The organism is Streptomyces sp. NPDC059534, from assembly GCF_042743475.1.
Classification (GTDB): domain Bacteria; phylum Actinomycetota; class Actinomycetes; order Streptomycetales; family Streptomycetaceae; genus Streptomyces.
On record NZ_JBHWAQ010000001.1, the window covers coordinates 298,884 to 322,330 of the forward strand.

The 23,447-nt window shown below is 74.4% G+C and carries 25 protein-coding genes; 6 read left to right on the forward strand and 19 right to left on the reverse strand.

Going from position 1 to position 23,447, the window contains the following annotated elements:
- Positions 1 to 64: 64 nt before the first annotated feature.
- On the reverse strand, positions 65 to 883 hold the full coding sequence (locus tag ACFVZH_RS01140) for a LysR family substrate-binding domain-containing protein (RefSeq protein WP_384891202.1): 819 nt from the start codon (positions 881 to 883) through the stop codon (positions 65 to 67).
- A gap of 64 nt (positions 884 to 947) precedes the next feature.
- Here ACFVZH_RS01140 and ACFVZH_RS01145 point away from each other — a divergent pair, with 64 nt between their 5' ends.
- The 4 genes from ACFVZH_RS01145 (at position 948) to ACFVZH_RS01160 (ending at position 3,897) form a co-directional block, all read left to right on the forward strand.
- On the forward strand, positions 948 to 1,343 hold the full coding sequence (locus ACFVZH_RS01145) for a DUF5997 family protein (protein WP_384891205.1): 396 nt from the start codon (positions 948 to 950) through the stop codon (positions 1,341 to 1,343).
- Between the two features lie 84 nt (positions 1,344 to 1,427).
- Positions 1,428 to 2,387 (forward strand): universal stress protein, encoded by a 960-nt coding sequence (locus tag ACFVZH_RS01150; protein ID WP_384891208.1) that lies wholly within the window; start codon positions 1,428 to 1,430, stop codon positions 2,385 to 2,387.
- 59 nt (positions 2,388 to 2,446) lie between these two features.
- Positions 2,447 to 2,947, forward strand: a complete 501-nt coding sequence (locus ACFVZH_RS01155) for an NUDIX hydrolase (RefSeq protein ID WP_384891211.1) — start codon at positions 2,447 to 2,449, stop codon at positions 2,945 to 2,947.
- Positions 2,948 to 3,096: 149 nt separating this feature from the next.
- Positions 3,097 to 3,897 carry a VOC family protein gene (locus tag ACFVZH_RS01160; RefSeq protein ID WP_384891213.1) on the forward strand — a complete coding sequence of 267 codons (801 nt, stop codon included), beginning with the start codon at positions 3,097 to 3,099 and terminating at the stop codon, positions 3,895 to 3,897.
- A 54-nt stretch (positions 3,898 to 3,951) separates the two neighbouring features.
- Here ACFVZH_RS01160 and ACFVZH_RS01165 read toward each other — a convergent pair whose 3' ends face one another.
- The 12 genes from ACFVZH_RS01165 to ACFVZH_RS01220 form a co-directional block, all read right to left on the reverse strand.
- Entirely contained in the window at positions 3,952 to 5,541 is a 1,590-nt protein-coding gene (locus ACFVZH_RS01165) for a hypothetical protein (RefSeq protein WP_384891216.1), read from the reverse strand.
- A gap of 116 nt (positions 5,542 to 5,657) precedes the next feature.
- On the reverse strand, positions 5,658 to 5,852 hold the full coding sequence (locus tag ACFVZH_RS01170) for a hypothetical protein (RefSeq protein WP_384891219.1): 195 nt from the start codon (positions 5,850 to 5,852) through the stop codon (positions 5,658 to 5,660).
- Positions 5,853 to 5,971: 119 nt separating this feature from the next.
- Positions 5,972 to 6,598 (reverse strand): hypothetical protein, encoded by a 627-nt coding sequence (locus ACFVZH_RS01175; protein WP_384891222.1) that lies wholly within the window; start codon positions 6,596 to 6,598, stop codon positions 5,972 to 5,974.
- Positions 6,595 to 7,266 (reverse strand): ABC transporter ATP-binding protein, encoded by a 672-nt coding sequence (locus ACFVZH_RS01180; RefSeq protein ID WP_384891224.1) that lies wholly within the window; start codon positions 7,264 to 7,266, stop codon positions 6,595 to 6,597. The genes ACFVZH_RS01175 and ACFVZH_RS01180 overlap by 4 nt, the downstream gene beginning before the upstream one ends.
- Positions 7,259 to 8,242: an ABC transporter ATP-binding protein gene (locus tag ACFVZH_RS01185; RefSeq protein ID WP_384891718.1), complete on the reverse strand. Its 984-nt coding sequence runs from the start codon at positions 8,240 to 8,242 to the stop codon at positions 7,259 to 7,261. The genes ACFVZH_RS01180 and ACFVZH_RS01185 overlap by 8 nt, the downstream gene beginning before the upstream one ends.
- A 29-nt stretch (positions 8,243 to 8,271) precedes the next feature.
- The gene (locus tag ACFVZH_RS01190; RefSeq protein ID WP_384891227.1) at positions 8,272 to 9,108 is read right to left on the reverse strand and encodes an ABC transporter permease; all 837 of its coding nucleotides are present in this window, start codon (positions 9,106 to 9,108) and stop codon (positions 8,272 to 8,274) included.
- Positions 9,101 to 10,093: an ABC transporter permease gene (locus ACFVZH_RS01195; protein WP_384891229.1), complete on the reverse strand. Its 993-nt coding sequence runs from the start codon at positions 10,091 to 10,093 to the stop codon at positions 9,101 to 9,103. Before ACFVZH_RS01195 ends, ACFVZH_RS01190 begins: the two co-directional genes overlap by 8 nt.
- The gene (locus tag ACFVZH_RS01200; protein ID WP_384891232.1) at positions 10,090 to 11,697 is read right to left on the reverse strand and encodes an ABC transporter substrate-binding protein; all 1,608 of its coding nucleotides are present in this window, start codon (positions 11,695 to 11,697) and stop codon (positions 10,090 to 10,092) included. Before ACFVZH_RS01200 ends, ACFVZH_RS01195 begins: the two co-directional genes overlap by 4 nt.
- A gap of 110 nt (positions 11,698 to 11,807) precedes the next feature.
- Positions 11,808 to 12,953: an acyl-CoA dehydrogenase family protein gene (locus ACFVZH_RS01205; protein WP_384891235.1), complete on the reverse strand. Its 1,146-nt coding sequence runs from the start codon at positions 12,951 to 12,953 to the stop codon at positions 11,808 to 11,810.
- Positions 12,950 to 14,131 (reverse strand): acyl-CoA dehydrogenase family protein, encoded by a 1,182-nt coding sequence (locus tag ACFVZH_RS01210; protein ID WP_384891238.1) that lies wholly within the window; start codon positions 14,129 to 14,131, stop codon positions 12,950 to 12,952. Before ACFVZH_RS01210 ends, ACFVZH_RS01205 begins: the two co-directional genes overlap by 4 nt.
- Positions 14,128 to 15,096, reverse strand: a complete 969-nt coding sequence (locus ACFVZH_RS01215; RefSeq protein ID WP_384891241.1) for an NADPH:quinone oxidoreductase family protein — start codon at positions 15,094 to 15,096, stop codon at positions 14,128 to 14,130. The genes ACFVZH_RS01210 and ACFVZH_RS01215 overlap by 4 nt, the downstream gene beginning before the upstream one ends.
- Before the next feature lie 68 nt (positions 15,097 to 15,164).
- A complete protein-coding gene (locus ACFVZH_RS01220) occupies positions 15,165 to 15,752 on the reverse strand; it encodes a helix-turn-helix domain-containing protein (RefSeq protein ID WP_384891244.1) in 588 nt (195 codons plus the stop codon).
- Positions 15,753 to 15,832: 80 nt separating this feature from the next.
- Here ACFVZH_RS01220 and ACFVZH_RS01225 point away from each other — a divergent pair, with 80 nt between their 5' ends.
- Complete coding sequence (locus tag ACFVZH_RS01225) at positions 15,833 to 16,867, forward strand: NAD(P)/FAD-dependent oxidoreductase (RefSeq protein ID WP_384891247.1); 1,035 nt, start codon at positions 15,833 to 15,835, stop codon at positions 16,865 to 16,867.
- Positions 16,868 to 16,992: 125 nt separating this feature from the next.
- Entirely contained in the window at positions 16,993 to 17,766 is a 774-nt protein-coding gene (locus ACFVZH_RS01230; RefSeq protein WP_384891250.1) for a VOC family protein, read from the forward strand.
- 13 nt (positions 17,767 to 17,779) lie between these two features.
- Here the strand turns inward: ACFVZH_RS01230 and ACFVZH_RS01235 are convergent, their stop codons facing one another.
- From ACFVZH_RS01235 to ACFVZH_RS01260, 6 genes are all read right to left on the reverse strand, one after another.
- On the reverse strand, positions 17,780 to 18,532 hold the full coding sequence (locus ACFVZH_RS01235; RefSeq protein ID WP_384891252.1) for a PIG-L deacetylase family protein: 753 nt from the start codon (positions 18,530 to 18,532) through the stop codon (positions 17,780 to 17,782).
- A complete protein-coding gene (locus ACFVZH_RS01240; protein ID WP_384891255.1) occupies positions 18,529 to 19,461 on the reverse strand; it encodes an SIS domain-containing protein in 933 nt (310 codons plus the stop codon). The genes ACFVZH_RS01235 and ACFVZH_RS01240 overlap by 4 nt, the downstream gene beginning before the upstream one ends.
- 188 nt (positions 19,462 to 19,649) lie before the next feature.
- Complete coding sequence (locus ACFVZH_RS01245; protein ID WP_384891258.1) at positions 19,650 to 20,957, reverse strand: alpha/beta fold hydrolase; 1,308 nt, start codon at positions 20,955 to 20,957, stop codon at positions 19,650 to 19,652.
- Between the two features lie 150 nt (positions 20,958 to 21,107).
- Positions 21,108 to 22,061, reverse strand: a complete 954-nt coding sequence (locus ACFVZH_RS01250) for an ABC transporter substrate-binding protein (RefSeq protein ID WP_384891260.1) — start codon at positions 22,059 to 22,061, stop codon at positions 21,108 to 21,110.
- Complete coding sequence (locus ACFVZH_RS01255; RefSeq protein ID WP_384891263.1) at positions 22,058 to 22,732, reverse strand: ABC transporter permease; 675 nt, start codon at positions 22,730 to 22,732, stop codon at positions 22,058 to 22,060. The genes ACFVZH_RS01250 and ACFVZH_RS01255 overlap by 4 nt, the downstream gene beginning before the upstream one ends.
- A complete protein-coding gene (locus ACFVZH_RS01260) occupies positions 22,729 to 23,409 on the reverse strand; it encodes an ABC transporter permease (RefSeq protein ID WP_384891266.1) in 681 nt (226 codons plus the stop codon). Before ACFVZH_RS01260 ends, ACFVZH_RS01255 begins: the two co-directional genes overlap by 4 nt.
- Between the last annotated feature and the right edge of the window lie 38 nt (positions 23,410 to 23,447).

Sequence of the window (23,447 nt, forward strand, 5' to 3'; positions counted from 1 at the left end):
GGGTCAGTATGCCGAGGGGCGGCGCGGCCGGGTGGAACGCGTCCGCCGTGCGGACACGGGAGGCTCAGCCGCGGCCGCCGCGGCGCGGCTTCCCGCTCCGCCCGCGGCCCGAGCCGCCGGCGCCCCCGCTGCCGCCCTTGCGGGCCGCGGCGGGCTTGCCGCCGGTACGGGAGCCGCCGCCCGGCTTCCCGGACCTGGCCGGCTTGCGATCCTTGGGCTCCTTCTGGCCCTTAAGCGCCTCGGCACGCCGGCCGCGGGTGCTGTTCACGGTCCGGCCGCGCACGATCCCGATGAACTCCTCCACCAGGTCGGGCGCCTCGTCGGCGGCCGGCCACGACAGCGCCACCCGCGACTGCGGGACGTCGTGGAGCGTCCGGTACGTGAGGTCCTTGCGGTGGTGGAGCCGGGCGAGCGACTGCGGGACGGCGAGCACGCCGACGCCCGCCGCGACGAGCTCGATCGCGTCGGCGGTCGTCGCCGGGCGCTCGTTCGCCGGACGGCCCGGGGGCCGCTCCCAGCCCAGGGTGTCGTCCAGGGGGTGCAGGACGAGCTCGTCGGCGAGGTCCTCCACCGCGATCTCCTCGGCCGCCGCGAAAGCGTGGTCCTTGGGGACGACGACCACCGTCGTCTCCGTGTAGAGGGGAATCGCGCTGAGGTCGTCCCCGTCGACGGGCAGCCGGACGAGCCCCGCGTCGGCGGCGCCCTCACGGAGCGCGCCGAACGCCTCGGTCGGGGTCGCGGCGAGCAGCGCCAGCGGCACGTCGGGCAGGCGCTCGTGCCAGATCTTCACCCACTTCGAGGGGGTCACTCCCGGCACGTACGCAAGCCGGAAGGAGGAGGAATCCGAGTGGGGATCCGCGGGGGAAACGTCCGAGCCTGTCACCCCGCAAGGCTACCGGTAGCGGACGTGGTCGGAGGTCGCCCGCATGCTCGATACCCTTGACACCATGACGTCGCACCAGAACACCCAGACGATGAAGCCCGCGACCGCGGCGAAGAAGCTGGGTGTGTACCTCGAAGCCACCCCCGCCGACTTCCAGGAGGGTGTCGTCTCGCGCGCCGAGCTGAGCGAGCTCCAGGCCGACCCGCCGGCCTGGCTCCAGGAGCTGCGCACGAACGGTCCGCACCCCCGCCCGGTCGTCGCCAACAAGCTCGGGATCTCCATCGCCGGTCTCGCCCGCGGCGGGATCACCGAGCCGCTCACCACCGAGCAGATCGACGCGCTCAAGCAGGAGCAGCCCGAGTGGCTGCAGAAGGAGCGCGCCACCCAGTCGGAGGTCCGCAAGGAGACCGTCCGCATCAAGGAGCGCAACGAGGAGCGGGCCCGCCGCCAGGGCGCCTGACCCACTCCGCCCACGCCACGCCGGTCCGGACCGAGGAGGTCCGGACCGGCGTGGCGTGTGTGCGGCTGAGGGAGGCATGCCCTCATGAGTGACACGAGCAGCACGAACACCGCCTCCGAGCCGCCGGTCGTCGTCGGTGTGGACGGGTCCGAGCACAGCCTCCGCGCCCTGGAGTGGGCCCTGAGCGCCGCGGAGAGCCTGGGCGCTCCCCTGGTCGTGGCCCATGTGCGGTCCGACGCCCTCCAGCTGGGCGCCGCCCGCATCGCCTCCCTGGGGACGGACGCGGAGCTCCCGGACACGGTCCTGAACGCCGTGCGGACGGTCGTCGAGGAGCGGGGGCACAACGTCCCGGTGCGGTACGCGTCCCTGGACGGGTCCGTGACCGACGCCCTGCCGGCGGCCGCGCGCGGCGGCCGGCTCCTGGTCTCCGGCTCCCGGGGCCGCGGCGGCTTCGCGAGCCTCCTCCTCGGCTCGACCAGCCGTACTCTCGCCATGACCGCGCCCTGCCCGCTCGTCGTCGTGCCCCACGAGGCCCGCACCACGGCCCTGGAAGGCGGGGCGGCCGCGGGCCGGGTCCTGCTCGGCCTCCACCCGGAGGAGACCCCGGACGACGTCGTGGCCTTCGCCTTCGAGGCGGCGCACCACCGGGGCGTCCCCCTGGAGGTCGTCACCGCCCTGCGGATCCCTCCGCAGCCCGGCGCCCTTCTCGCGGCCCCGTCCCCGGCCCTCCAGGTGCCGCCGCCCCTGCCGCCGGCGGACGACGGCACGGAGCTCCTGCGGGAGGCCGGTCAGGAGCAGGAGGAACGCCTGCGCCCCTTCGCCGAGCGCTGGCCCAAGGTCGACCTCGTCCCGGTCGTGGCGCCGGGCGACGCCGCGGGCCGGCTGGTCGAGGGCTCCCGGGACGCCGGTCTGCTGGTCGTCGGCCGCCACCACCGCCACCACATCGGCTCCCTGCTCATCGGCTCCGTCGCCCACGCCGTGCTGCACCACGCCCACTGCCCGGTGGCGGTGGTCCCGTCCGCTCCCGAGGCCGCCGCGTCCTGAGGCTCCCGGGCGGCCCGGGGCGCTCCGGGGTGTCCGAGGCGCCTGGTACACAGGGGGCCATGACGACCGAAGACCACGCGTCCACCGCCCGCCGCAACGTCCAGCCGCCCTCCGCCCAGGCATCGCTCGGCGCGGGGGTCGTCGTGCTCGACGGGAGCGGCCGGTTCCTCCTCGGGCTGCACCGCTCCGGGGTGTGGGAGCTGCCCGGTGGCAAGGTCGAGCCGGGCGAGTCCGTGGAGGCCGCCGCGGTGCGGGAGCTGGCCGAGGAGACGACGCTGGTGGCGGACGCCGCCGATGTGGAGGTCCTCGGGCTGATCCTGGACTCGGTCACCTCCGCGGAGCTGACCCGGATGACCGTGGCCACGGTCGTGCGCCGCTTCGGCGGCGTCCCGGCGGTGGCCGAGCCCGAAGGGATCGAGCGCTGGGAGTGGACGGCGCCCGACCGTCTGCCGGAGGCACTGTTCCTGCCCTCAGCGCAGGTGCTGAGGATGTGGCGGCCCGGCCTCCCGGTGCCGGACGGCCCGTTCCACCGGTACGCGATGGGCCGGCTGCCGCACTGACGCGCGGGGCCCGGCGGCGGCCCCGGCGCGCGGGCCCGCGTCCGTCGTCCGGCCGCGGCCGGTCCGCGCGTCACCGAGCGAGGTGCGGCGGCCCTGGTTAGCGTGGCTCACAGGAAGCACGTCCACCATCGGAAGCGAGAGTCACCGTCATGGCCGCACGACCTGAAGGCACGCCGGTCTGGACCGACGCGATGTTCACCGACGTCGAGGGCGCCAAGACGTTCTACGGCGACGTCCTCGGCTGGACCTTCGGCGAGTCCTCCTCGGAATTCGGCAATTACACGCAGGCGTACAAGAACGGCAAGGCGGTCGCGGCCGTCGTCCCGCCGATGCCGGGACAGGACGGGGAGCCGCAGTCGGCCTGGTGTCTGTACTTCGCCTCCCCGGACGCCGCCGCCACGGCGGAGAAGATCCGGGCGGCGGGCGGCACGGTCCTGATGGAGCCGATGCAGGTCGGCACGTTCGGGTCGATGTGCATCGCCCAGGACCCGGCGGGCGTCACCTTCGGCGTCTGGCAGGCGGGCGACCACGTGGGGTTCGAGCTGGAGGGTGAGACCGGCTCGTTCGCCTGGGCGGAGGTCTTCACCCGGGAGCCCGCGAAGTCCGACGCCTTCTTCACCTCCGTCTTCGGGTACAACTCGAAGAAGATGCAGGACGAGCACATGGACTACCGGGTCTTCGACCTGGGCGGCGAGCAGCCCGTGCTCGGCCGGATGAAGATGACGGCGGAGGACTTCCCGCCGGAGATCCCCTCCTACATCCAGCTGTACTTCGCCGTCGACAACTGCGACAAGGCCGTCGAGGCGGCCGAACGGCTCAACGGGCGGAAGGTGTTCGGCCCGATGGACAGTCCGTTCGGCCGGTTCGCGGCGATCCTGGACCCGCAGGGCGCCGCGTTCGCGGTCATCGACATGAAGACCACGGTCGGCGAGATGCCCGAGATGGTCTGAGCGGTGCGGATGACCGCCCCGGTCCCCGCGGGGTCCGGGGCGGTTCCGTGCGGGTCAGGCGGTGTCGCGGACGGCGACGATGCCGTTGAACACGCCGACGTACGCGGTGCCGTCGGGACCGATGGTGATCGGCGCCCAGTTGTTGTCGTAGGCCAGGCCGGTTCCGGTGAAGCGCTTGAAGGCGCGCCGTCCGGTGCGGAAGTCGACGGCGGTCAGGTACCAGGCGTCGATGCCGAAGGCGTTGGGCTCCTTCTCGTAGAAGTACAGCAGCCCGTTGGCGGTGGAGAGCTTGGGGACGGTGGAGGGCGAGCGGACGTCGCTCTCCCAGACGGTGTCGCAGCCGCTGCCGTCGGCGCGGACGTCGATGCGGGCGGCGCCGCCGACGACGCTGCGGCCGAGGGCGAGCGTGCTGGGATTCTCGTAGCCGTAGTTGTTCTCGACGACGAGGCTGTTGCCCCAGCTGATCAGGGAGTTGTCGGTCGTCGAGGCCCCGGAGCGGAACACCGGCACCTTGCAGACGAGCCGCTCGGCGGCGGGCACGTCGGCGCCCCGCCGGTAGACGAGGACGTTCATGCGGTCGTCGGCGTTGTCGGTGATGGCGACGTACTCGTCGTGCGCGCCGAAGAGGTCGGGTGTGGTGCCCGAACCCTGGTTCACCGAGCCCGGCTTGGTTCCGGTCCCCCGGTCGTACGTCTCGCGCCACCGGACGCGCGGGGTGCCGTCGGCGTCGGCTCGGAAGCCGTACAGGGCGTGGTCGGTGACGATGGAGACGCCGTCCTCGGCGACGGAGAAGGAGTTCTGGATCTCCTCCCCGTCGAGCCGGACCGCGCGCAGGGCGCCCGTCGCGGGGTCGACGGTCCCGACGCGGCCGAGCCGGGTGACCCACCAGATGCGGCCGTCCCAGTCGGGCATGACGGAGGTGACGGGGTCGCAGACGCCGCTGGGGAAGAGGTTGGTCCAGGAGACGCAGTCGTGCGGGACGAGGGAGGTGAGGTCCCAGTCGTTCTCGACGGAGAACTCCCAGGCGCCGTCCGCCTTCTGGCGGTGGGCGATGCGCAGGACGTGCTGGCGGGAGTCGGCGAGGACGACCCGGTCCCGGTCGTCGAGGTAGAAGTAGGCGCCGCCCGAGGTGTCCTTGAAGATCTTCTCGAAGTCGAGGCGGGTGATGGCCTCGACCGTGGAGGACCGCTGGGGCAGTCTGTACTCGGCGAGGGTGTCCAGGGTGCGCGGGTCGAGCAGCTTCAGGAGGAAGCCGTTGAAGGTGCCGCACACGGTGACGAGGCGGCCGCCCGCGTCGAAGGTGACGGTGGCGCATTCGCCGCCGACGGGGGCGATCCTCTCGCTGTCGACCTCCGGGGCGCGGCCCAGGGGCCCGGAGTACGGATGGGTGCCGCTGCCGGCTCCGTCGGCGTGCATGCCGCTGCGCCCGTTGGGGGCGAGGTACGGGTGCTGGGCGGGGGCCTTGCCGGGCACGGGCCGTGCGGTCGCGGGGGCGCCGTCGTAGTGGTCGACGAGGCGGTGGCCGAGGGCGAGGGGTATCTCCTCGGCCTGGGCGACGGGGGCCGCGCCGGCGAGGAGGGTCGCGCTCAGCGCGGCGATCAGCGCGAGCGCGCGTGCTCGTCTTCTGGGCGGATGCGTGGTCAATGCGGCTCCTCGGGTTCCTGACGTGTGTCGCGCCGGCGGCCGACGCTAGGCCCGAGTGTGTGAGATGTACATGGAACTGCCCTGTGTTTCATGGGCAGTTCACGATCATGCAATGATCACGGCCTGAGGCTGGAGACCACGTTGGCGGTGGCGGCGACGCCGTTGTGGATGGTGGGCGCCATGCTGGTGCCGGCCAGGAAGAAGCCGAGCAGGGCGCAGACGAGCGCGTGCGTGAACTTCAGCCCTCCGCTGCGCAGGAAGATGGCGGCCAGCACCAGCAGCAGCACCACGACAGAAATGGAAACGGCCATCGCCTTCACGTCCCTCCGTCGCCGCACCGGAATTGCGGCGTTCGGCGGACAGTGTGGCGGAATGGGCGGTCCGTCCGGGCGAATGGCGGGGCGGCCATACGGGTGAGATTCGGCCGGGGTCAGCCGCAGAGGGTCTCGGCGATGGTCGGCCGGCGCACCGCGTCCAGCTCCGGATCGGCGAGGAGTCCCGCGATGAGCGCCGCGTCCCCGAAGACCTCGGTGGCGCTGAGGTCCCAGTCGGTGAGGACGAGCCAGCTGCCGTCGGCGGCCCACCAGGTGGCGGGAAACCGGAGGTCGGGCATGGTGTCGTGGTGGGCGAGCGCGTCGCCGAGCCGGCCGCGCCGGGCGTCGAGCGAGGTGCCGGGCAGCGTCGCCACGGGGGCCTGGGCCGCCCCGCACGGGGTGTCCGGCCCCTGCGGGCCGTTCCTCGTGAGGTGGTCGACGAGCCGGGCCAGGCAGGCGCGGTCCAGCTCCGCCGGGTCGGGCCCGTCGAGTTCGTCCGTCCCCGCCACGTCCTCGAAGACCAGGTACGAGAGGGTGCCGGGCCAGTCGGCCAGCCGTCGGCCCGTCCGGGCGAGCACCTCGTCCCAGCGGAGCCGTACCGGACCGTCGTGGACGGGGTGGAGGATCCAGCAGTGGTCCTCGTAGCCGCCGTCGGGTTCGTAGCCGCAGAGGGCGCCGGTGAGGGCGGCGCGCAGTCCGTCGAGGGGGTCGTCCCCGGCGGCGGGCGTCCACGGTGTGCTCACGGGCTCTCCTCTGCGGGCAGGCAGTCCTTCCACTCCACCGTACGGTCGCACCAGCGGTGCAGCAGCGCGCGGTCGTGGCCCACGGCGAGGAGGCCGGCGCCGGTCTCCGCGCGGTAGGTCTCGACGGCGGCGACGAGGGCGGCCGTGGTGGAGGCGTCGAGCATGGCGGTCATCTCGTCACAGATCAGCCAGCGGGGGCGGAGGGTCAACGCGCGGGCGAGGCAGGCACGTTGGAGCTGGCCGTCGCTGACCTCGTGCGGCCGGCGAGCGAGCAGGTCGGGGGTGAGGCCGACGGCCGGGGCGAGCGCGGCGAGACGCCCGGGGGCCTCGGTGCGGCGGCCGGTGGCGCGCAGCGGCTCGGCGATCAGGTCCGCGAGGGGCAGGCGGGGGTCGGCGGCGGTGCGCGGCTGCTGGAAGACGACGCCGACGGCGGTCCGCAGGGCGCGTGGGGCACGGTGGCGCCACCGGTGGACCTCGGTGCCGTCGAGGACGAGCCGGCCGGCGTCGGGGCGGTGGAGGAGGGCGGCGACGCGGGCGAGGGTGGACTTGCCGCAGCCGCTGGGGCCCAGGAGGCCGACGGACTCGCCGGGGGCGACGGTGAGGGAGGCGCCGCGGAAGACGGGTGCGCCCCGGTCGTATCCGGCGGTGACGGTGTCGAGTTCAAGCACGGGCGTGCTCCGGGTGGTGGCAGGCCACCCCGGCCCGGAGGTCGGGGCGGGTGGCGCAGCGGGCGGTCGCGCGGGCACAGCGCGGGGCGAAGGCGCAGCCCTCGGGCAGGGCGGAGAGTTCCGGCGGCATGCCGGGGATGGGGGTGAACGCGCGCTCGGGCAGGGCGTCGAGGAGGCCGCGGGCGTACGGGTGGCGGGGTCCGGTGGGGCCGAAGAAGCGGTGGGCGGGGGCGACTTCGACGATCCGGCCGGCGTACATGACGGCGACGCGGTCGGCGACGCGCGCGGCGGCGGCGAGGTCGTGGGTGATGAGGAGCAGGGCGCGGCCGTCGTCGACGTGGCGGCGCAGTTCGTCGGCGGTGCGGTCGACGAGGTCGCGGTCGAGGCCGGTGGTCGGTTCGTCGGCGAGGAGCAGGCGGGCGTCGCCGATGAGGGCCAGGGCGGTGGCGGCGCGCTGGGCCAGGCCGCCGGAGAGTTCGTGCGGGTACCGGTCGAGGTGCCCCTGGGGGAAGGCGGCCCGCGCGGCGGCGGCCTCGGCCGCCTCCCGCCGGGCGCGGCGGGGGACGGCGGTGAGCGCCCGTACGGTCTCCTCCAGCTGGGACCGCACGGTGCGGACGGGGGTGAGGTGGGCCGCGGGGCTCTGCGGCACGAGGCCGACGCGCCGGCCGCGTACGGTGCGGGCGAGGGTCTTCTCGTCGGCGGCGAGCAGGTCGGCCGCTTCCGGGGTGCCGCCGGCGAGCAGGGCGGTCCCCGAGGCCACCGCGTTGCCGGGCAGCAGTCCGAGGAGGGCGGACGCGAGGACCGACTTGCCGCAGCCGCTCTCGCCGACGAGCGCCAGGCACTCCCCCGCCGCGAGGTCGAGGTCGGCGTCGCTCACGGCCGCGACGGTCCGTCCGCCGCGCAGCCGGAACCGGACGGTGAGCCCGCGGACACTGAGGAGGGCGCCCTCGGCCCGCTCGGCGGTGACGGCCTCCAGGGCGCGCAGGACCTTGCCGTTCGCGGCGTTCACAGCATCAGCTCCGATCGGCGGCGCGGGTTGAGCCGGTCCCGCCAGGCGCCGGCGAGTCCGGCGAGGGCGAGGGTCGGCACGATGAGGAGGAGGCCGGGGTAGAGGGTGGGCCACCAGTACCCGGCGAGCAGCGACGAGCGGGCGTTCTGCACGAGGTTGCCGAGGCTGGCCTGGTGACTGGGCAGACCGAGGCCGAGGAAGGAGAGCGCGGACTCGTGCCACATGGCGTGCGGGATCATCAGGACGGCGGCGAGCCCGGCCTGCGGCAGCACGGCGGGCAGCAGGTGGCGGACGGCGACGCGCCACCGGGTGGCACCGCCGGAGACGGCGGCGTCCACGAACGGGCGGGTGCGCAGCGAGAGGACCTCGGAGCGGACGATCCGGGCGGTGGACAGCCAGTGGGTGACGGCGACGGAGGCGATGACGGGCCACACGCCGGGCCGGAAGAGGGCGACGACGAAGATCCCGAGCAGCAGGTGCGGCACGGCGGAGAAGGTGTCGACGAGCCGCATCAGGCAGCGGTCGGTCCAGCCGCCGAGCGCTCCGGCCGCCGCACCGACGGCGGTGCCGACGACGGTGGCGACCAGGGCGGCGACGAGTCCGACGAGGAGCGAGATCCGCAGGCCGTAGACGCAGCGCAGGAGGAGGTCGCGCCCGAGGTCGTCGGTGCCGAAGGGGTGCTCCCAGGAGGGCGGGAGGAGCTTGCGGGAGAGGTCGACGGCCTGTTCGTCGAGCTGGACGAGCGGGGGCACGACGAGGACGGCGAGGAGGACGGTTCCGACGACGAGGCCGGAGCTCCAGAGCCGCAGGCGGTGGGTGCGCGGGTCAGCCATCGAAGCCCACCCTCGGGTCGGCGAGTCCGTACAGCAGGTCGGAGAGGAGGTTGCCGAGGAGGACGGCGGCGGTGGCGAGGACGGTGAGCGCGGCGAGCAGCGGGAAGTCGACGGAGGTGGCCGCGGTGACGGTGGCGGCGGCGATGCCGGGCCAGCTGAAGACGGTCTCCACCAGCAGGGCGCCGGTGATGAGTTCGGGGACGCGGGAGCCGACGAGGGTGAGCATGGGCAGCATTCCGGAGCGCAGGGCGTGGCCGGTGAGGACGGTGCGTTCGCGCAGGCCGCGGGCGCGGGCGCCGCGTACGGGGTCCTCGTCGAGGGCGTCGCCGACGCCCTGGCGGACGTAGAGGAGGAACCAGGGCAGCTGGGAGGCGCCGAGGACGAGCGCGGGCAGCACGAGGTGGCGGGCGACCTGGTCGGCGGTGACGGTGTCGCTCGCGGTGTCGGTGAGCCCGCCGGGGGGCAGGACGCCGAGCTTCAGGGCGAAGAACCAGATGGCGAGCAGGCCGAGCCAGAAGGCGGGGGCGGCTTCCAGGGTGTACGCGGCGGAGCTGACGGCCCGGTCGAGGAGGCCGCCGCGGCGGCGGCCGGCGAGGACGCCGAGGAGCGTGCCGAGGGCGATGGCGATCAGGAAGGCGGTGACGGCGAGGAGGACGGACCAGCCGAGGCGTTCGCCGATGACGTCGGCGACGGGCCGGCGCATGACCGAGGAGTCGCCGAGGTCGCCGGTGACGGCGGCGGTGAGCCACTCCCACCAGCGGGTGAGGAGGGGCCGGTCGACGCCGAGGTTGGCGCGGAGCTGGTCGAGGTTCTCCTGCGAGGCGGTGAGTCCGGCGGTGCCGGCGTACGCCTTGACGGGGTCGAAGGGGGAGGCCGCGGCGACGGCGAACACCGCGAGGGTGACGGCGAGGAGGACGGGGACGGCGGCCAGGGCCCGCCGTCCCGTCATCCGTGCCATGGCCCCCCAGGGGAGGCGGCGGCTCACTTGCCCGCGCCCTTGGGCTTCCACGCCTCGACGTTCCACCAGGGGCCGGAGGCGAGGCCGTGGTCGTGCGGCTCGGTCTGGGTGCCGAGGCCGTCCCAGGCGTCGTTCACGACGTAGAGGTGGTCGATGTGGGTGAGGAAGGTGTAGCCGGGGTTCTTCACCAGTTCGCGCTGGACGGTGTCGTACGCGGCACGGCGCTGGGTGACGTCGTTCGTCCGGCGGCCGTCCTCCAGGGCGCGGTCGACGCTCTTGTTGTCGTACCGGGCCATGTTGTTGAAGCCGTCGCCGGCGAGGGAGGACTTCAGCAGCAGGTACTGGTCGAAGTCGGGGTCGCCGGGTGAGCCGCCGCCGGCGAGGACGGCGTCGGTCTTCATCCGGGGCTCGATGACCTCCCAGGTGCCGGCCTGGGTGGTGATGTCGATGCCGGCCTTCTTGGCGTCGGAGGCGTAGGCGAGGGCGTGGTCCTGGCGGAGCTTGTCGCCGGAGAGGTACCAGAGCGGGAAGGCGGCGCGGACGCCGTTCCTGACGCGGACGCCGTCGGGGCCGGGCGTCCAGCCGGCCTCGTCGAGGATCGTCCGGGCGCCGTCGAGGTCGTGGCGGCGTTCGGTGCCCTTCGCGAACCAGGGGCTGTCGGTGGGCACCGGTCCGTAGGCGGGCTTTCCGGCGCCTTCGAGGATCTTGTCGACCATGGCCCCGCGGTCGACGGCGACGTCGAGGGCGCGGCGGACGGCGGTGTCGCCGGTGACCGGGTGGTGGGTGGGGAGGGTGACCGTGCGGTAGTCGTAGGTCTTCGCGGTGTACGTCTTCCTCGCCGGGTCGCCGTGGAAGCCGGCGGCGAGGTTGGGGGGCAGGACGGCGCCGTCGAGGTCGCCGGCGCGCAGCCGGGTGGCGCGGACGTCGTCGTCCTTGACGATCGCCATGGTGAGCCGCTTGACCGCGGGTGCGCCGTCCCAGTAGGTGGGGTTGGCCTTGAAGGTGAGCTTCTCGCCCTTGGACCAGCCGGTGAGGACGTACGGTCCGGTGCCGATGGGCTTCGTGGTGAAGGCGCCGGTGTTGACGTCCTTTCCGGCGGCGGCGTGCCGGGGGGCGATGGCCTGGACGGTGCGCTCGGCGAAGGGCGCGTAGGGGTACTTGAGGGTGAAGACGACGGTGTCGTCGCCGACGGCCCGGACGCCGCGGAGGGCGTCGAGTTCGGTGCGGGAGGCGTTGTTCGTCTTCGGGTCGAGGATGGTGCGGTAGGTGAAGACGACGTCCTTCGCCGTGAAGGGGACGCCGTCGCTGAAGGTGACGCCGTCGCGGAGCGTGTACGTGTAGGTGAGTCCGTCGGCGCTGACCTTCGGCAGGGCGCGGGCGAGGGCGGGCTCCAGCCTCATGTCGCCGTCGAAGGCGAGCAGCCCGTCGAAGATCTTGGAGTTGCCGTCCTTGCCGTAGCCGAGGAGGGGGCTGAGGGTCTCGGGTTCGTACGCGATGCCGACGACCGCGGAGTCCTTGGGTCCGCCGGAGCCGCCGGCGGTGGAGCCGGGGTTCGAGCAGGCCGCGGTGGCGAGGGCGAGCGCCCCCGTCACTGTCGCGGCGGTCGCTCGGCGAACGGATCGGGCGGCCATCGTGTCCACACCCCTCTTGAAGATCAACTGTTATTGCGAACAGCTCGCAATTAAACAGTATGTAAAGGGGTGTGGACACGGGGGCCCCTTACTCGGAGGCCCTGGCTCCGTTACGCGGGCGCCGGGAGGTCCACCAGCGCGGCGATCGCGTCCTGGTGACGCCCCGCCGAACCGAGCGCGATCTGGTCGGACTTGGCCCGCTTCAGCGCCAGGTGCGCGGGGTGCTCCCAGGTCATCCCGAGCCCGCCGTGCAGCTGGACGCACTCCTCGGCGGCGCGGACCGCGACCTTGGAGCAGTAGACCTGGGCGACGGCCACGACCAGCGGGGCGTCCGGGCTGCCGGTGGCCAGGGCGTCGGCCGCGGCGCGGGCCGCCGCCCGGGCGCCGACGAGGTCCAGCCAGAGCTGGGCCATGCGGTGCTTGAGGGCCTGGAAGGAACCGACGGGACGGTTGAACTGGTGGCGCTCCCGCGTGTGGCGGACGGTCTCCTCCAGGCACCACTCGGCGAGGCCGAGCTGCTCGGACGCCAGCAGCCCGGCGCCCGCGAGCAGCCCCCGCCGGACCGCCGCCCGGGCCGCGCCGGGTCCGGCGAGCCGGGTGCCGCTCCCCTCCGGCGTGGTGACCCCGGCCAGCGGGCGGGTCAGGTCGAGCGGCGTCCGCGGCTCGATCGTCGCCTCCCCGGCCGGTACGGCGTACAGGCCGTCGGCGCGCGGGACGAGCAGGACGTCGGCGGCGACCGCGTCGGCGACCCCGGCCACCGGGGAGGCGAGCGGCGGTTCCGCGCCCGGCCCGGTGGAGAGCGGCACGGCGAGCACCGCGACCGTACGGCCGCTCGCGACCCGGGCGAGGAGTTCGGCCGCGGGGCCGCCCTCCCCGGCGAGCGGCTCGGCGTCCAGGGCCGCGGCCTCGTCGGCGCCCGTGCCGGTGCGGGCCCCGGCGAGCGTCAGCAGGGTCTCGGTGGCCACCACCGCGCTCGTGAGGTACGGCACCGGGGTCACCGCACGGCCCAGCTCCTCCAGGACCACGGCGGCCTCGCGGTGGCTCGCGCCCTGGCCGCCGAGCTTCTCGGGGACCAGGAGTCCGGCGGCGCCGATGTCGGACGCGAGGGACTTCCAGAGCCCGGGGACGTAGGGGTCGTCCGTCTCGGCCAGACCGAGGACGGTCCGGTGACCGGCCCGGTCGGTGAGCAGGGCGCGGACGGCCGCCCGCAGGTCGTCCTCGGTGTCCGAGTACAGGAGATCCAGCGGCTGCGTCATCGGGCGAGGTCCTTCCAGGCGACGTCCTTGTCGTTGCGGGGCTCCGGGGGCAGGCCGAGGACCCGTTCGGCGACGATGTTGAGGAGGACCTCGGTCGTGCCGCCCTCGATCGAGTTGCCCTTGGACCGCAGATAGCGGTAGCCGGCGTCACGACCGGTGAAGTCGACGAGTTCGGGGCGGCGCATGGTCCAGTCCCCGTACAACAGGCCCTCGTCGCCGAGGAGTTCCACTTCGAGTCCGCTGATGGCCTGGTTGAGCCGGGCGAAGCCGAGCTTCATCGCGCTGCCCTCCGGGCCGGGCTGGCCCGCCACGAGCTGCTGGCGGAGCCGCTCGCCCGTGAGCCGGGCCACCTCGGCGTCGACCCAGAGGTCGAGGAGCCGCCGGTGCAGGTCGTGGGTGCGCAGTTCGGGACGGTCGCGCCAGGTGGCGGCGAGCTTCCCGATCATGCCGCCCTCGCGCGGGATGCGGGCGCCGCCGATGGAGACCCGTTCGTTCATGAGGGTGGTCTGCGCGACCCGCCAGCCGTCGCCGACCGCGCCGAGCCGGTGGGTGTCGGGGATGCGGACGCCGGTCAGGAAGACCTCGTTGAACTCGGCCTCGCCGGTGATCTGGCGCAGCGGCCTGACCTCGACGCCGGGGTCTGTCATGTCGCACACGAAGTAGGTGATGCCCCGGTGCTTGGGCGCGTCCGGATCGGTGCGGGCGATGAGGATGGCCCAGCGGGCGACGTGGGCGCTGGACGTCCACACCTTCTGTCCGTCGATCACCCAGCTGTCGCCGTCCCGGACGGCCCGGGTGCCGAGCGCGGCGAGGTCGGAGCCGGCGCCGGGCTCGCTGAAGAGCTGGCACCACACCTCATCGCCGACCCACAGCGGCCGCAGGAAGCGGCGCTTGACGTCGTCGGAGCCGTGCGCGAGCAGGGTGGGCGCGGCCATGCCGAGGCCGATGCCGATCCGGCGCGGGTCGTTGTCCGGGGCGCCGGCGGCGGCGAGTTCGGCGTCGACGACCGACTGCAGCGCGCGGGGCGCGTCGAGCCCGCCGAGGCCCACCGGGTAGTGCACCCAGGCGAGTCCGGCGTCGAAGCGGGCGCGCAGGAAGTCGGCGCGCGCGGTACCGGCGGGCGGATGGTCCGCCAGCAACCGCCGGGTGAGGGAGCGGAGTTCCTCGGCGTCGGTCATGCGCGGTCCCCTTCCGGGAGGACGACCAGGCGGCCGGTGGTGGTGCCGTCGGCGACCCGCTGCACGGCGTCGGCCGCGCCGGCGAAGGGGACGCGTTCGCCGATGAGCGGCTTGATCAGGCCCTTGGCCGCGTAGGCCGTGAGGGTCTCGTGGCAGCGGCCGATCGAGGCCGGGTCCTTCGCCGCGTACAGGCCCCAGTGGAGGCCGAGGACCGAGTAGTTCTTCACTAGGGCGTGGTTGAGGGCCGGGGCGGGGACGGTGCCGCTGGCGAAGCCGACGACCACGATCCGCCCCTCGAAGGCCACGCACTTGGCGGACTGCTGGTACGCCTCGCCGCCGACCGGGTCGTAGATCACGTCGGCGCCGCGGCCGCCGGTCGCCGCCTTGACGGCGGCGACGACGTCCTCGGAGCGCCGGTCGACGACCACGTCGCAGCCGAGCGCGCGGGCGACGGCCGCCTTCTCCGGTCCGCCGACGACCCCGATGACGGTGGCGCCCGCGGCCTTGCCGAGCTGGACGGCGGCGCTGCCGACGCCTCCGGCCGCCGCGTGGACGAGGAGCGTCTCGCCCTCCCGCAGGGCGGCACGGCGGTGCAGGCCGAACCAGCCGGTCTGGTAGCCGATGTGCAGTGCGGCGGCCTCGGCGTCGTCGAGTGCCTCGGGGGCCGGGAGGAGCCCGGCGGCGTCGGCGAGGACGTACTCGGCGAAGCCGCCGTGCGGGAGGGCCGCGGTGGTGACGACCCGGCGGCCGTCCTCCGTCTCGGCGCAGACCTCCACGCCGGGGGTGAAGGGCAGCGGGGGCCGCACCTGGTAGTGACCCCGGCAGAGCAGCGCGTCGGGGAAGTTGACGTTCGCGGCGCGGACCTTGAGGAGCACCTGGCCCGCTCCGGGCGTGGGCGGTTCCACCTCCTCGCGGCGCATCACCGCGCCCGGTTCCCCGTTCTCGTACACACGCCATGCCTGCATCCGGAAGCCTCCTCCGTACCGAGCGGTCGGTTGCATACTAAGCGGTCGCTTGACGCGGGGGGAACGACTCAGCCGGACTTCTTGGGTCGCGCCCTCACATGCATGCGCTCCCCCTGCGGCCCGAAGAGGCTGAGGTACTCCACCGGCCCGTCGGCCGTGGGCCCGAACCAGTGCGGGACGCGGGTGTCGAACTCGGCCGCCTCGCCGGCGGCGAGGACGACGTCGTGGTCGCCGAGGACGAGCCGGAGCTTCCCGGAGAGCACGTACAGCCACTCGTACCCCTCGTGCACCCGCGGCTCCGGCGTCTCGTGCGGCTTCTCCTGGATCACCTTGTACGCCTGGAGGCCGCCGGGCTGCCGGGTCAGCGGGAACATCGTCCGTCCGTGGCGCACGATCGGCTTCGCCTTGACCCGGGGGTCGCCCACCGGCGGGGCGCCGACCAGCTCGTCGAGCGGGACCTGATGGGCGCGGGCCAGCGGCAGCAGCAGTTCCAGGCTGGGCCTGCGCTGCCCGGACTCCAGCCGGGACAGGGTGCTCACGGAGATGCCCGTGGCGGCGGACAGCTCGGCGAGGGTCACCCCCCGGTCGCGGCGGACCCGGCGGAGCCGGGGGCCCACCTCGTTCAGCACGGCGTCGATGCGGTCGTCTTCACTCATGCGTCCAGTGTGACAGGAACGGATTGCCGAAACGGCAAGATTCCTTGCCGGAATCACGGCCGCGGAGCGACGCTCGCGTCATGAGCACCGACACGAGGAGCACGGACATGGACCGGGACCAGGGCAACGGCAGGGACGCGGGCGACGGCGAGGGCAGGGACGAGGGCGGCGCGGACGAGCGGTACGACGCCGTGGTGGTCGGCGGCGGCGCGGCGGGTCTCAGCGCCGCACTGGTCCTGGGCCGCTCACGGCGGCGCACCCTGGTCGTGGACGCGGGCGAGCCCCGGAACGCCCCGACGGCCCACATGCAGGGCGTGCTGTCCCGCGACGGGACGAGCCCGGCCGACTATCTGGCGGCCGGACGCCGGGAGATCGCCGCCTACGGCGTGGAGTGGCGGGCCGGCCGGGTGACGGGCGCGGCGCCGGACGGGCGGGACGGGTTCACCGTCTCCCTGGCGGACGGCACCGCGGTCGGCGCGCGGCGGCTCGTCGTGACGACCGGGCTCGTCGACGAGCTGCCGGAGATCGACGGGGTGGCCGAGCGGTGGGGCCGGGACGTCCTGCACTGCCCGTACTGCCACGGCTGGGAGGTCCGCGACCGGCCCTTCGGTGTCATCGCGCACCCGGTGATGCCCGCGCACCAGGCGCTGATGGTCTCGCACTGGTCGAAGGACGTGACGCTCTTCCTGCACACCGCCGGCGAGCTCTCCGCCCGGGACGCGGCCCTGCTGGACGCGGCGGGCGTGCGGGTGGTCACCGGGGAGGTGGCGGGGCTCGCCGTCGAGGACGACGCGCTGACCGGGGTGCGGCTCGCCGACGGGCGGTTCGTGTCGCGCTCCGTGGTCTTCGTCGGGGCGACCCGCCTCGCGGCCCGGGACGGGGTGCTGAGGCAGCTGGGGGCGGAGCTGCGCGCGACTCCGTTCGGGGAGTTCGTCGCGGTCGACGAGACCGGCCGGACCAGCGTGCCCGGCGTGTGGGCGGCGGGAAACGTCACCGGCCCGCAGGAGCAGGTGGTCAACGCGGTGAGCCGGGGATACCGGGCGGGCGCCGCGATCAACGGCGAGCTGCTGCTCGGCGACCTGGAGGCCGCGGTGGCCGGTCGGCCGACCGGATGAACCCGCGCGGCTGAGGCTGCGCCGACCCGCCCCAGGGATGAGGATCGGCCATGGTGGCCGGAAGCCGGATGGACCTGCGGCCCGGCTCCGGCAGTCACGGACGACGGAAGGACGGAACACCTCCCATGCTCGGTACGCAGTTCACCAAGGGATCCCCCAACTGGCTCGACCTCGGCAGCCCCGACACCGAGGCGGCCGCCGCCTTCTACGGCGCCGTCTTCGGCTGGGAGTTCCGGTCGGCGGGGCCGGACGCCGGCGGCTACGGCTTCTTCCAGCAGGACGGGCTGACGATCGGCGCCCTCGGGCCGCTCACCGAGGAGGGCGCCCACAGCGCCTGGACGGTGTACTTCCAGACCCCGGACGCCGACGCCACCCAGAAGGCCGCCGAGACCGCCGGCGGCACCGTCCGCGCCCCTGCCTTCGACGTCATGGAGGCGGGCCGGATGGCCTGCCTCACCGACCCGGGCGGCGCCGAGTTCGCCGTCTGGCAGCCGAGCGCCGTCAAGGGCCTGGAGCGGACCTCGGCCACCAACACCCTGGTCTGGGCCGAACTCCACGTCGCCGAACCGGAGTCCGTGCTCGGCTTCTACCGGACCCTGTTCGGCTGGCGGTGGGCGGAGATGGAGGCCCCCGGCATGACGTACCGGGTGATCTCCACCGCCGAGGGCGACCAGCAGGACGCCTCCTTCGGCGGCGCCGCGGAGCTCCAGGGGGACACGCCGCGCTGGGTGCCGTACTTCGCGGTCGAGGACGCCGACGCCGTCGCCCGCTCGACCCAGGGCAACGGCGGCTCGGTCGTGATGCCCGCGGCCGACGTCCCCGACGTCGGCCGGATCGCCTGGCTGGCCGACCCCTTCGGCGCGACCTTCGCGGTCCTGAAGCCCGCGCCGATGGGCTGACGGCCCTCCCGGATCAGCGTGCGAACAGTTCGAAGGCCACCGCGGGGCGCCCGCCGAAGCGGTCCGAGGCGCGTCCGGTCGCGCCGGTGAGGAACGACCGGACGTACTCCTCCGGATCCTGGTCGGTCAGCGCTTCGATGTAGGCGCGGTGGCAGAGCAGCGAGCGGATGGCGCGGTCCAGGCCCGGGGCCGCGTCGACCGCGTGCGTCGGCGTGGCGGAGGCCGCCACCGCCACCCAGCGCACGCCGTTCCAGGGCTCCAGGCCCTGGTCGGCGAGGTCGGGGAAGATCCAGCGGTTCCCGGCGTCGGCGGCCGCGTCGAGCGTGGCACGGCCGACGGCCAGGTGGTCGGGGGTGTTCCAGGGGGCACCGGGGCCGCCGCCCCAGGTGTCGCGGTGGTTGAGGGTGACGACCAGCTCCGGGCGGTGGCGGCGGATCGCGGCCGCGATGTCGCGGCGCAGCCCGAGCCCGTACTCGATCACCCCGTCGTGGTGGTCGAGGAACTCGACCGTGTCCACGCCGACGACGGCGGCGCTGTCCCGCTGCTCCCGCTCGCGCAGCGGGCCGCAGACGTCCGGGGCGAGCGAGTCGATGCCCGCCTCGCCGCGGGTGGCGAGGACGTACACGACCTCCTTCCCGGCGTCCGTCCAGCCGGCGACGGCCGCCGCGCAGCCGTACTCCAGGTCGTCGGGGTGGGCGACGACGGCGAGGGCGCGCTGCCAGTCGCCGGGCATCTCGGCGAGGTCCGTGGCATCCGTTTCGGTCATGAGCGCAGGATACGGGCCGCGTCCGCGGCCGTCGGGCGGATCGCCCCGGAGAGGATCACCGACCGCGAGACGTGCCGCGGGCGGTCGGGGTTGAGGCCGCGCCGGTCCGCCAAGGCCACGGCGAGCCGCTGGACGCGGACCAGCGCGGCGACCGGGTCGATGGCGTCGGCGGCGAACAGGGCGCCCGTGGACTCCACTTCGTCCCGCAGCCCGGAGGGGGCGGGACCCAGGCAGCAGACGAGGCTGGACCGATCGCTGATGCTGATCGGGCCGTGCCGGTACTCCATCGCCGCGTACGACTCCGTCCAGGCGCGGGCCACCTCGCGCAGCTTGAGGGCGGCCTCGTCGGCGAGTCCGACGGTCCAGCCGGTGCCGAGGAAGGTGAACTGGCCGCGCCGCTCCCAGGCGGTGGGCAGCCGCTCGTACAGGACGAGTTCGGCGTCCGCGATCGCCGGTCCGAGGTCCACCCCGAGGCCCGCGCGCAGGAGTTGGAGGGCGGTGGTGGCGAACCGGGTCTGGACGACGGAGCGTTCGTCGGCGAAGCCGAGGTCGACGACCCGGTCGGCGAGCCGTCCGGCGGGGCTGTCGGGCACCCCGGTGAGCACGAGGGACGGGATCCGGCCGGCGGCCGCCGCGAGCAGGTGCACGACCTCCGTGGTGGTGCCGGAGCGGGTGAGCGCGACGATCCGGTCGTAGCCGCGGCCCAGCGGGGTCCGGTCGGAGGCGGGGAAGGCGTCGGTCTCCCCCTCCCCCAGGGACTCGCGCAGAGCGGCGTAGGCGCGGGCGATGAAGTACGAGGTACCGCAGCCGACGACGGCGACGCGCTCGCCGCGACCCGGCAGCAGGGCGGCGTGCCGGTCGGCGGTCTCGGCGGCGCGCCGCCAGCACTCCGGCTGGCCGGCGATCTCCGCGCTGACGTGGGTGCTCATGGTCCGGGTCCTCTCCTCACGGGTCCCCTCGCGGGGGCCGGTCCGAGTTCTACCGGCAGTCCGTGCCCTCGCACCATGTGCAACGGCTGCCGATGCTTGGACTTTTGCGCACGGCCGCGCAAGGCCGCGCACCGGGCGCGCGGCCGTGCGCCGGGGGCCGCCGCGGGGGCCGCCCCGGCCCCCGTCGGTCAGACCTCGCCGCGGGCCAGCGCGAGAAGCCGGTCGAGGACGCGCGGTCCGCCGGCCCGGACTCCGTCGTGCTCGAACTCGTCGGTCACCCAGGTCCGCAGGCCCCGCACGGACCGGGCCGTCTCCAGGGAGTGGGCGGTGTCCACGTACATGTCGTCGTGGTAGACGGCGGCCGCGACCGGGACCTCGTTGGCGGCGAGGCGCTCGGCCTCGTAGAGCGGCGCCCAGTCGTCGCGCGCGGCGAGCCGCTCGGCGGTCTCGCGCAGCGGACGCAGCGCGGGATCGGTGGTGAAGTGCCAGGGGTGGACGGTCTCGCCGGTGAAGAGCGGCGGCGCGCCCGTGGCGAGCGCGGTGCGGGCGTCGAACTCAGGGTACTCGGCGCGGACGCGCTCGGCGGCCCAGTCGGTGGGTCCCCGGCCCTGGGCGTAGATGGCCTCGTGGAGCACGGCGTAGAGCGGGTGTCCCGCGTACGAGAGGTGTGCCTGCACCTGTTCCAGGAAGGCGTCGGCGAGCTCGGGGCCGCCCGGGGTGGGGACGAAGGCGCCCTCCAGGAGCAGATGGAGCTGGTGGGTGCCGTCGCCGGAGCCGAGAAGGATGCCGAGGGACTGGAACGCCTCGGCGGTGAGGAGGCCGCCGCCGGGCAGGGCGACCTCGCGGTCGAGGAGGTGGGCGATGATCGCGCGGGCCCGCTCGGCGTCCTGCGGGTAGCGGGTGAAGTGGGCCTCGTTCTTGCGCCGGACCCGGGGGTAGGCGGCGCGGTAGACCTCGTCGGCGGTGGCGTCCAGGGAGGGCAGACCGCCGGTGACGAGGACCCGCTCCAGGCCCTCGGGGGCGGTGGAGAGGTAGTGGGTGGCGCAGAAGCCGCCGAAGCTCTGGCCGAGGACGGTCCAGGGCGCTCCGCCGGTGAGCCGGCGGCGGATGCTCTCGCAGTCCTTGACGATGGAGTCCGCGCGGAAGTGGGCGAGGTAGGCGGCCTGCTCGGCCGGCGTGCCGCGCAGGGGCAGGGTCTGGCGGTTGGCGGGGGTGGAGCGGCCGGTGCCGCGCTGGTCGAGGAGGAGGACCCGGAACTCCTCGACCGCCCGGCCGAGCCATGCCTGCGGACCGATGAAGCGGCGGGCGCCGAAGCCGGGTCCGCCCTCCAGATAGAGCAGCCAGGGCAGCCGCTCCCGGTCCTGGCCGGCCTTCCCGCTCGCTACGACCTCGCGGCCGAAGACCTCGATGCGTTCGCCGTCGGGGCGGGAGTGGTCGAGGGGGACGGGGAAGCGGTGGTCGGTGAGGACGAGTCCCGGCTGCCGGTAGGTGGTCACGCTGTTCCTGCTCCTGTTCGTACGCCCCCGCGAGGACAGTGGATCACACGGCGGGGTGTCGCGCGGGCGGGGCGTCCCCGCGACGCGGGCGGGGTCCGGGGGCGCGGGCGGCGTCCGGGGGCGCGGGGTGTCAGTCGGGGGCGCCGGGTGTCAGCGCGGGAGGAGGGCCTTGCCGACGAGGTAGTTCCGCGCCACGTCCTCCGGAAGCCGCCGCCAGCTGTCCACCTGTTCGTTGAGGTGGGCCAGATCGGCCGTGGTGAGCACGGTGTTGAGACGGTCGAGGGCCCCCGTGACGCCCGGGCCTCCGGCGCGGGCCCGGTTGACCACGGGCACCACGTGGTCGGCGTTCTGCAGTTGCTTGTCGTCGGCGAGCAGGACGAGCCCGAAGTCGTCGAGGGTGGCGTCGGTGGTCGTGGTCAGCACCAGCTGGTTCCGTCCGCTCTGCACCGCCTGTTTCGACTGCGTGGTCCCGACGCCCTTGGGGTCGACGGCGGTCACGTCGATGCCGTACACCTCCTTCAGGCCGGGTGCGCAGTACCGCCGCCGGACGCATTCGTCCCCGGCGGCGAGCCGGACGGGGAGCCGGGCGGCGCCGAGGTCGCTGAGGGTACTGAGGCGGTGTTCGGCGGCGTAGGCGGCGGTGACGGCGAAGGCGTTCTGGTCGGCTGCGCGCCCCGGGTCGAGGACGGTCAGCCCGCGCGGTCCGGCGAGGGCCCGCAGGGCGCTCATGGTGGCCACCGGGTCGGGGGAGCCGGCGGCCGGCGCGTCCGGCCCGTTCTCCTTGGCGTTCAGCCAGTCGGCGAACGTGGCCGCGTACTCCGGCACGACGTCGATCCGGCCGCTCTCCAGGGCCGGTTCGTACAGCTCCCGGTTGGTGACCGTCAGGAGCTTGGTGCGGTATCCGGCGGACTGGAGCAGCAGGGCGTACATCTCGGCCAGCAGGTCGCTCTCGGTGAACCCGGCCGAGCCGACGACCAGGTCCCGGCTGTCGCCGGGCGGGGCGGTGAGCGCGTCGCGGTCCTCCAGTGAGGGGCCCTCGGCGCAGCCGCCCGCGGCGAGTGACAGGAGACAGGCCGCGACGGCGGACCGCCGGAGCGGCCTCATGTGCCGCTCCCCCGCGCCCCGGTGGGGGCGAGGTGCCGCACGCCCTCGAAGACGCCCTCGACGGCGAGCGCGAGCACCGCGACCAGGCAGGCTCCGGCGACGACCTGCGGGGTCGAGGCGAGGTTGAACCCGGCGGTGATGACGCGGCCGAGCCCGCCGCCGCCGGCCAGCGCCGCCACGGTGGCCGTGGCGACGAGCTGGACGGCGGCGATCCGCACCCCGGTGAGGATCAGCGGCAGCGCGAGGGGCAGTTCGACGCCGAAGAGCGTCTGACCGCCGGTCATGCCCATGCCGCGGGCGGCCCGTACGACATCGGCGTCGACGCCGCGCATCCCCACGTACGCGTTGGTCAGCACGGGCGGCACGGCGAACAGGACGAGGGCGATCACCGTCGGCCACGGGCCGTACGGGCCGAGCGGGCTCAGCAGGAGCAGGACGAGGACGGCGAAGGTGGGGACGGCCCGGCCGGCGTTGGCCAGGTTCACGGCGAGCGCGCCGCCCTTGCCGCGGTGGCCGAGGACGAGGGCTACGGGCAGGGCGATCAGGCAGCTGAGGACGAGGCAGACGGCGGTGAGGAAGAGGTGCTCGGCGAGCCGGTGCGCCACCCCGTCCTCACCGGACCAGTGGGAGGCGGTGGTCAGCCAGGACCAGGCGTCGGCGAGGGTCGTCACGCGCCCTGCCCGCGGGTCCAGGGGGTGAGCAGTCGCTGGGCGCCCAGGAGCAGCAGGTCGGCGGCGACGGCGATGACGACGCACAGCGCGGACGCGGTGAGGACCTGCGACTTGAAGTAGGTGTTCATTCCGGCGTAGATGAGGTTCCCCAGGCCGCCGTGGCCGACGATCGCGCCGATCGTGACGAGGGAGACCGCGGAGACGGTGGCCATCCGCAGTCCGGCCATCGCGGCGGGCGCGGCGAGGGGCAGTTCGACGGCGAGGAGCAGGCGGACCGGGCCGTATCCCAGGCCGCGCGCGGCCTGCCGGGTCTCCTCGGGCACGGCGCGGAGCCCGGCGAGGATGTTCCGCACGAGCACGGTGAGGGAGTACAGGACGAGTCCGGCGACGACGAGTGCCGCGGACAGCCCGTACACGGGCAGGAGCAGCGAGAACATCGCGAGCGCGGGGATCGTGTACAGGACGGTGGTGACCCCCAGGACGGGTCCCGCCGCCCATCGCCGGCGGCGCGCCACGAGGGCGAGGGGCAGGGCGAGCAGGAGGCCCAGGGCGACGGAGGCCCCGGTCAGCTGGAGGTGCTGGACGACCGCGTCGGCGAGGATCCCGCTCCGGGTGGAGAGGTACTCCCCGCAGATCCACTCGTTGCGGGCGAGGCAGTCGTCGGGCGGCGCGGTCACCCTCCCATTCGAGACGGCGGGAGGGCGCCGCGCACGTC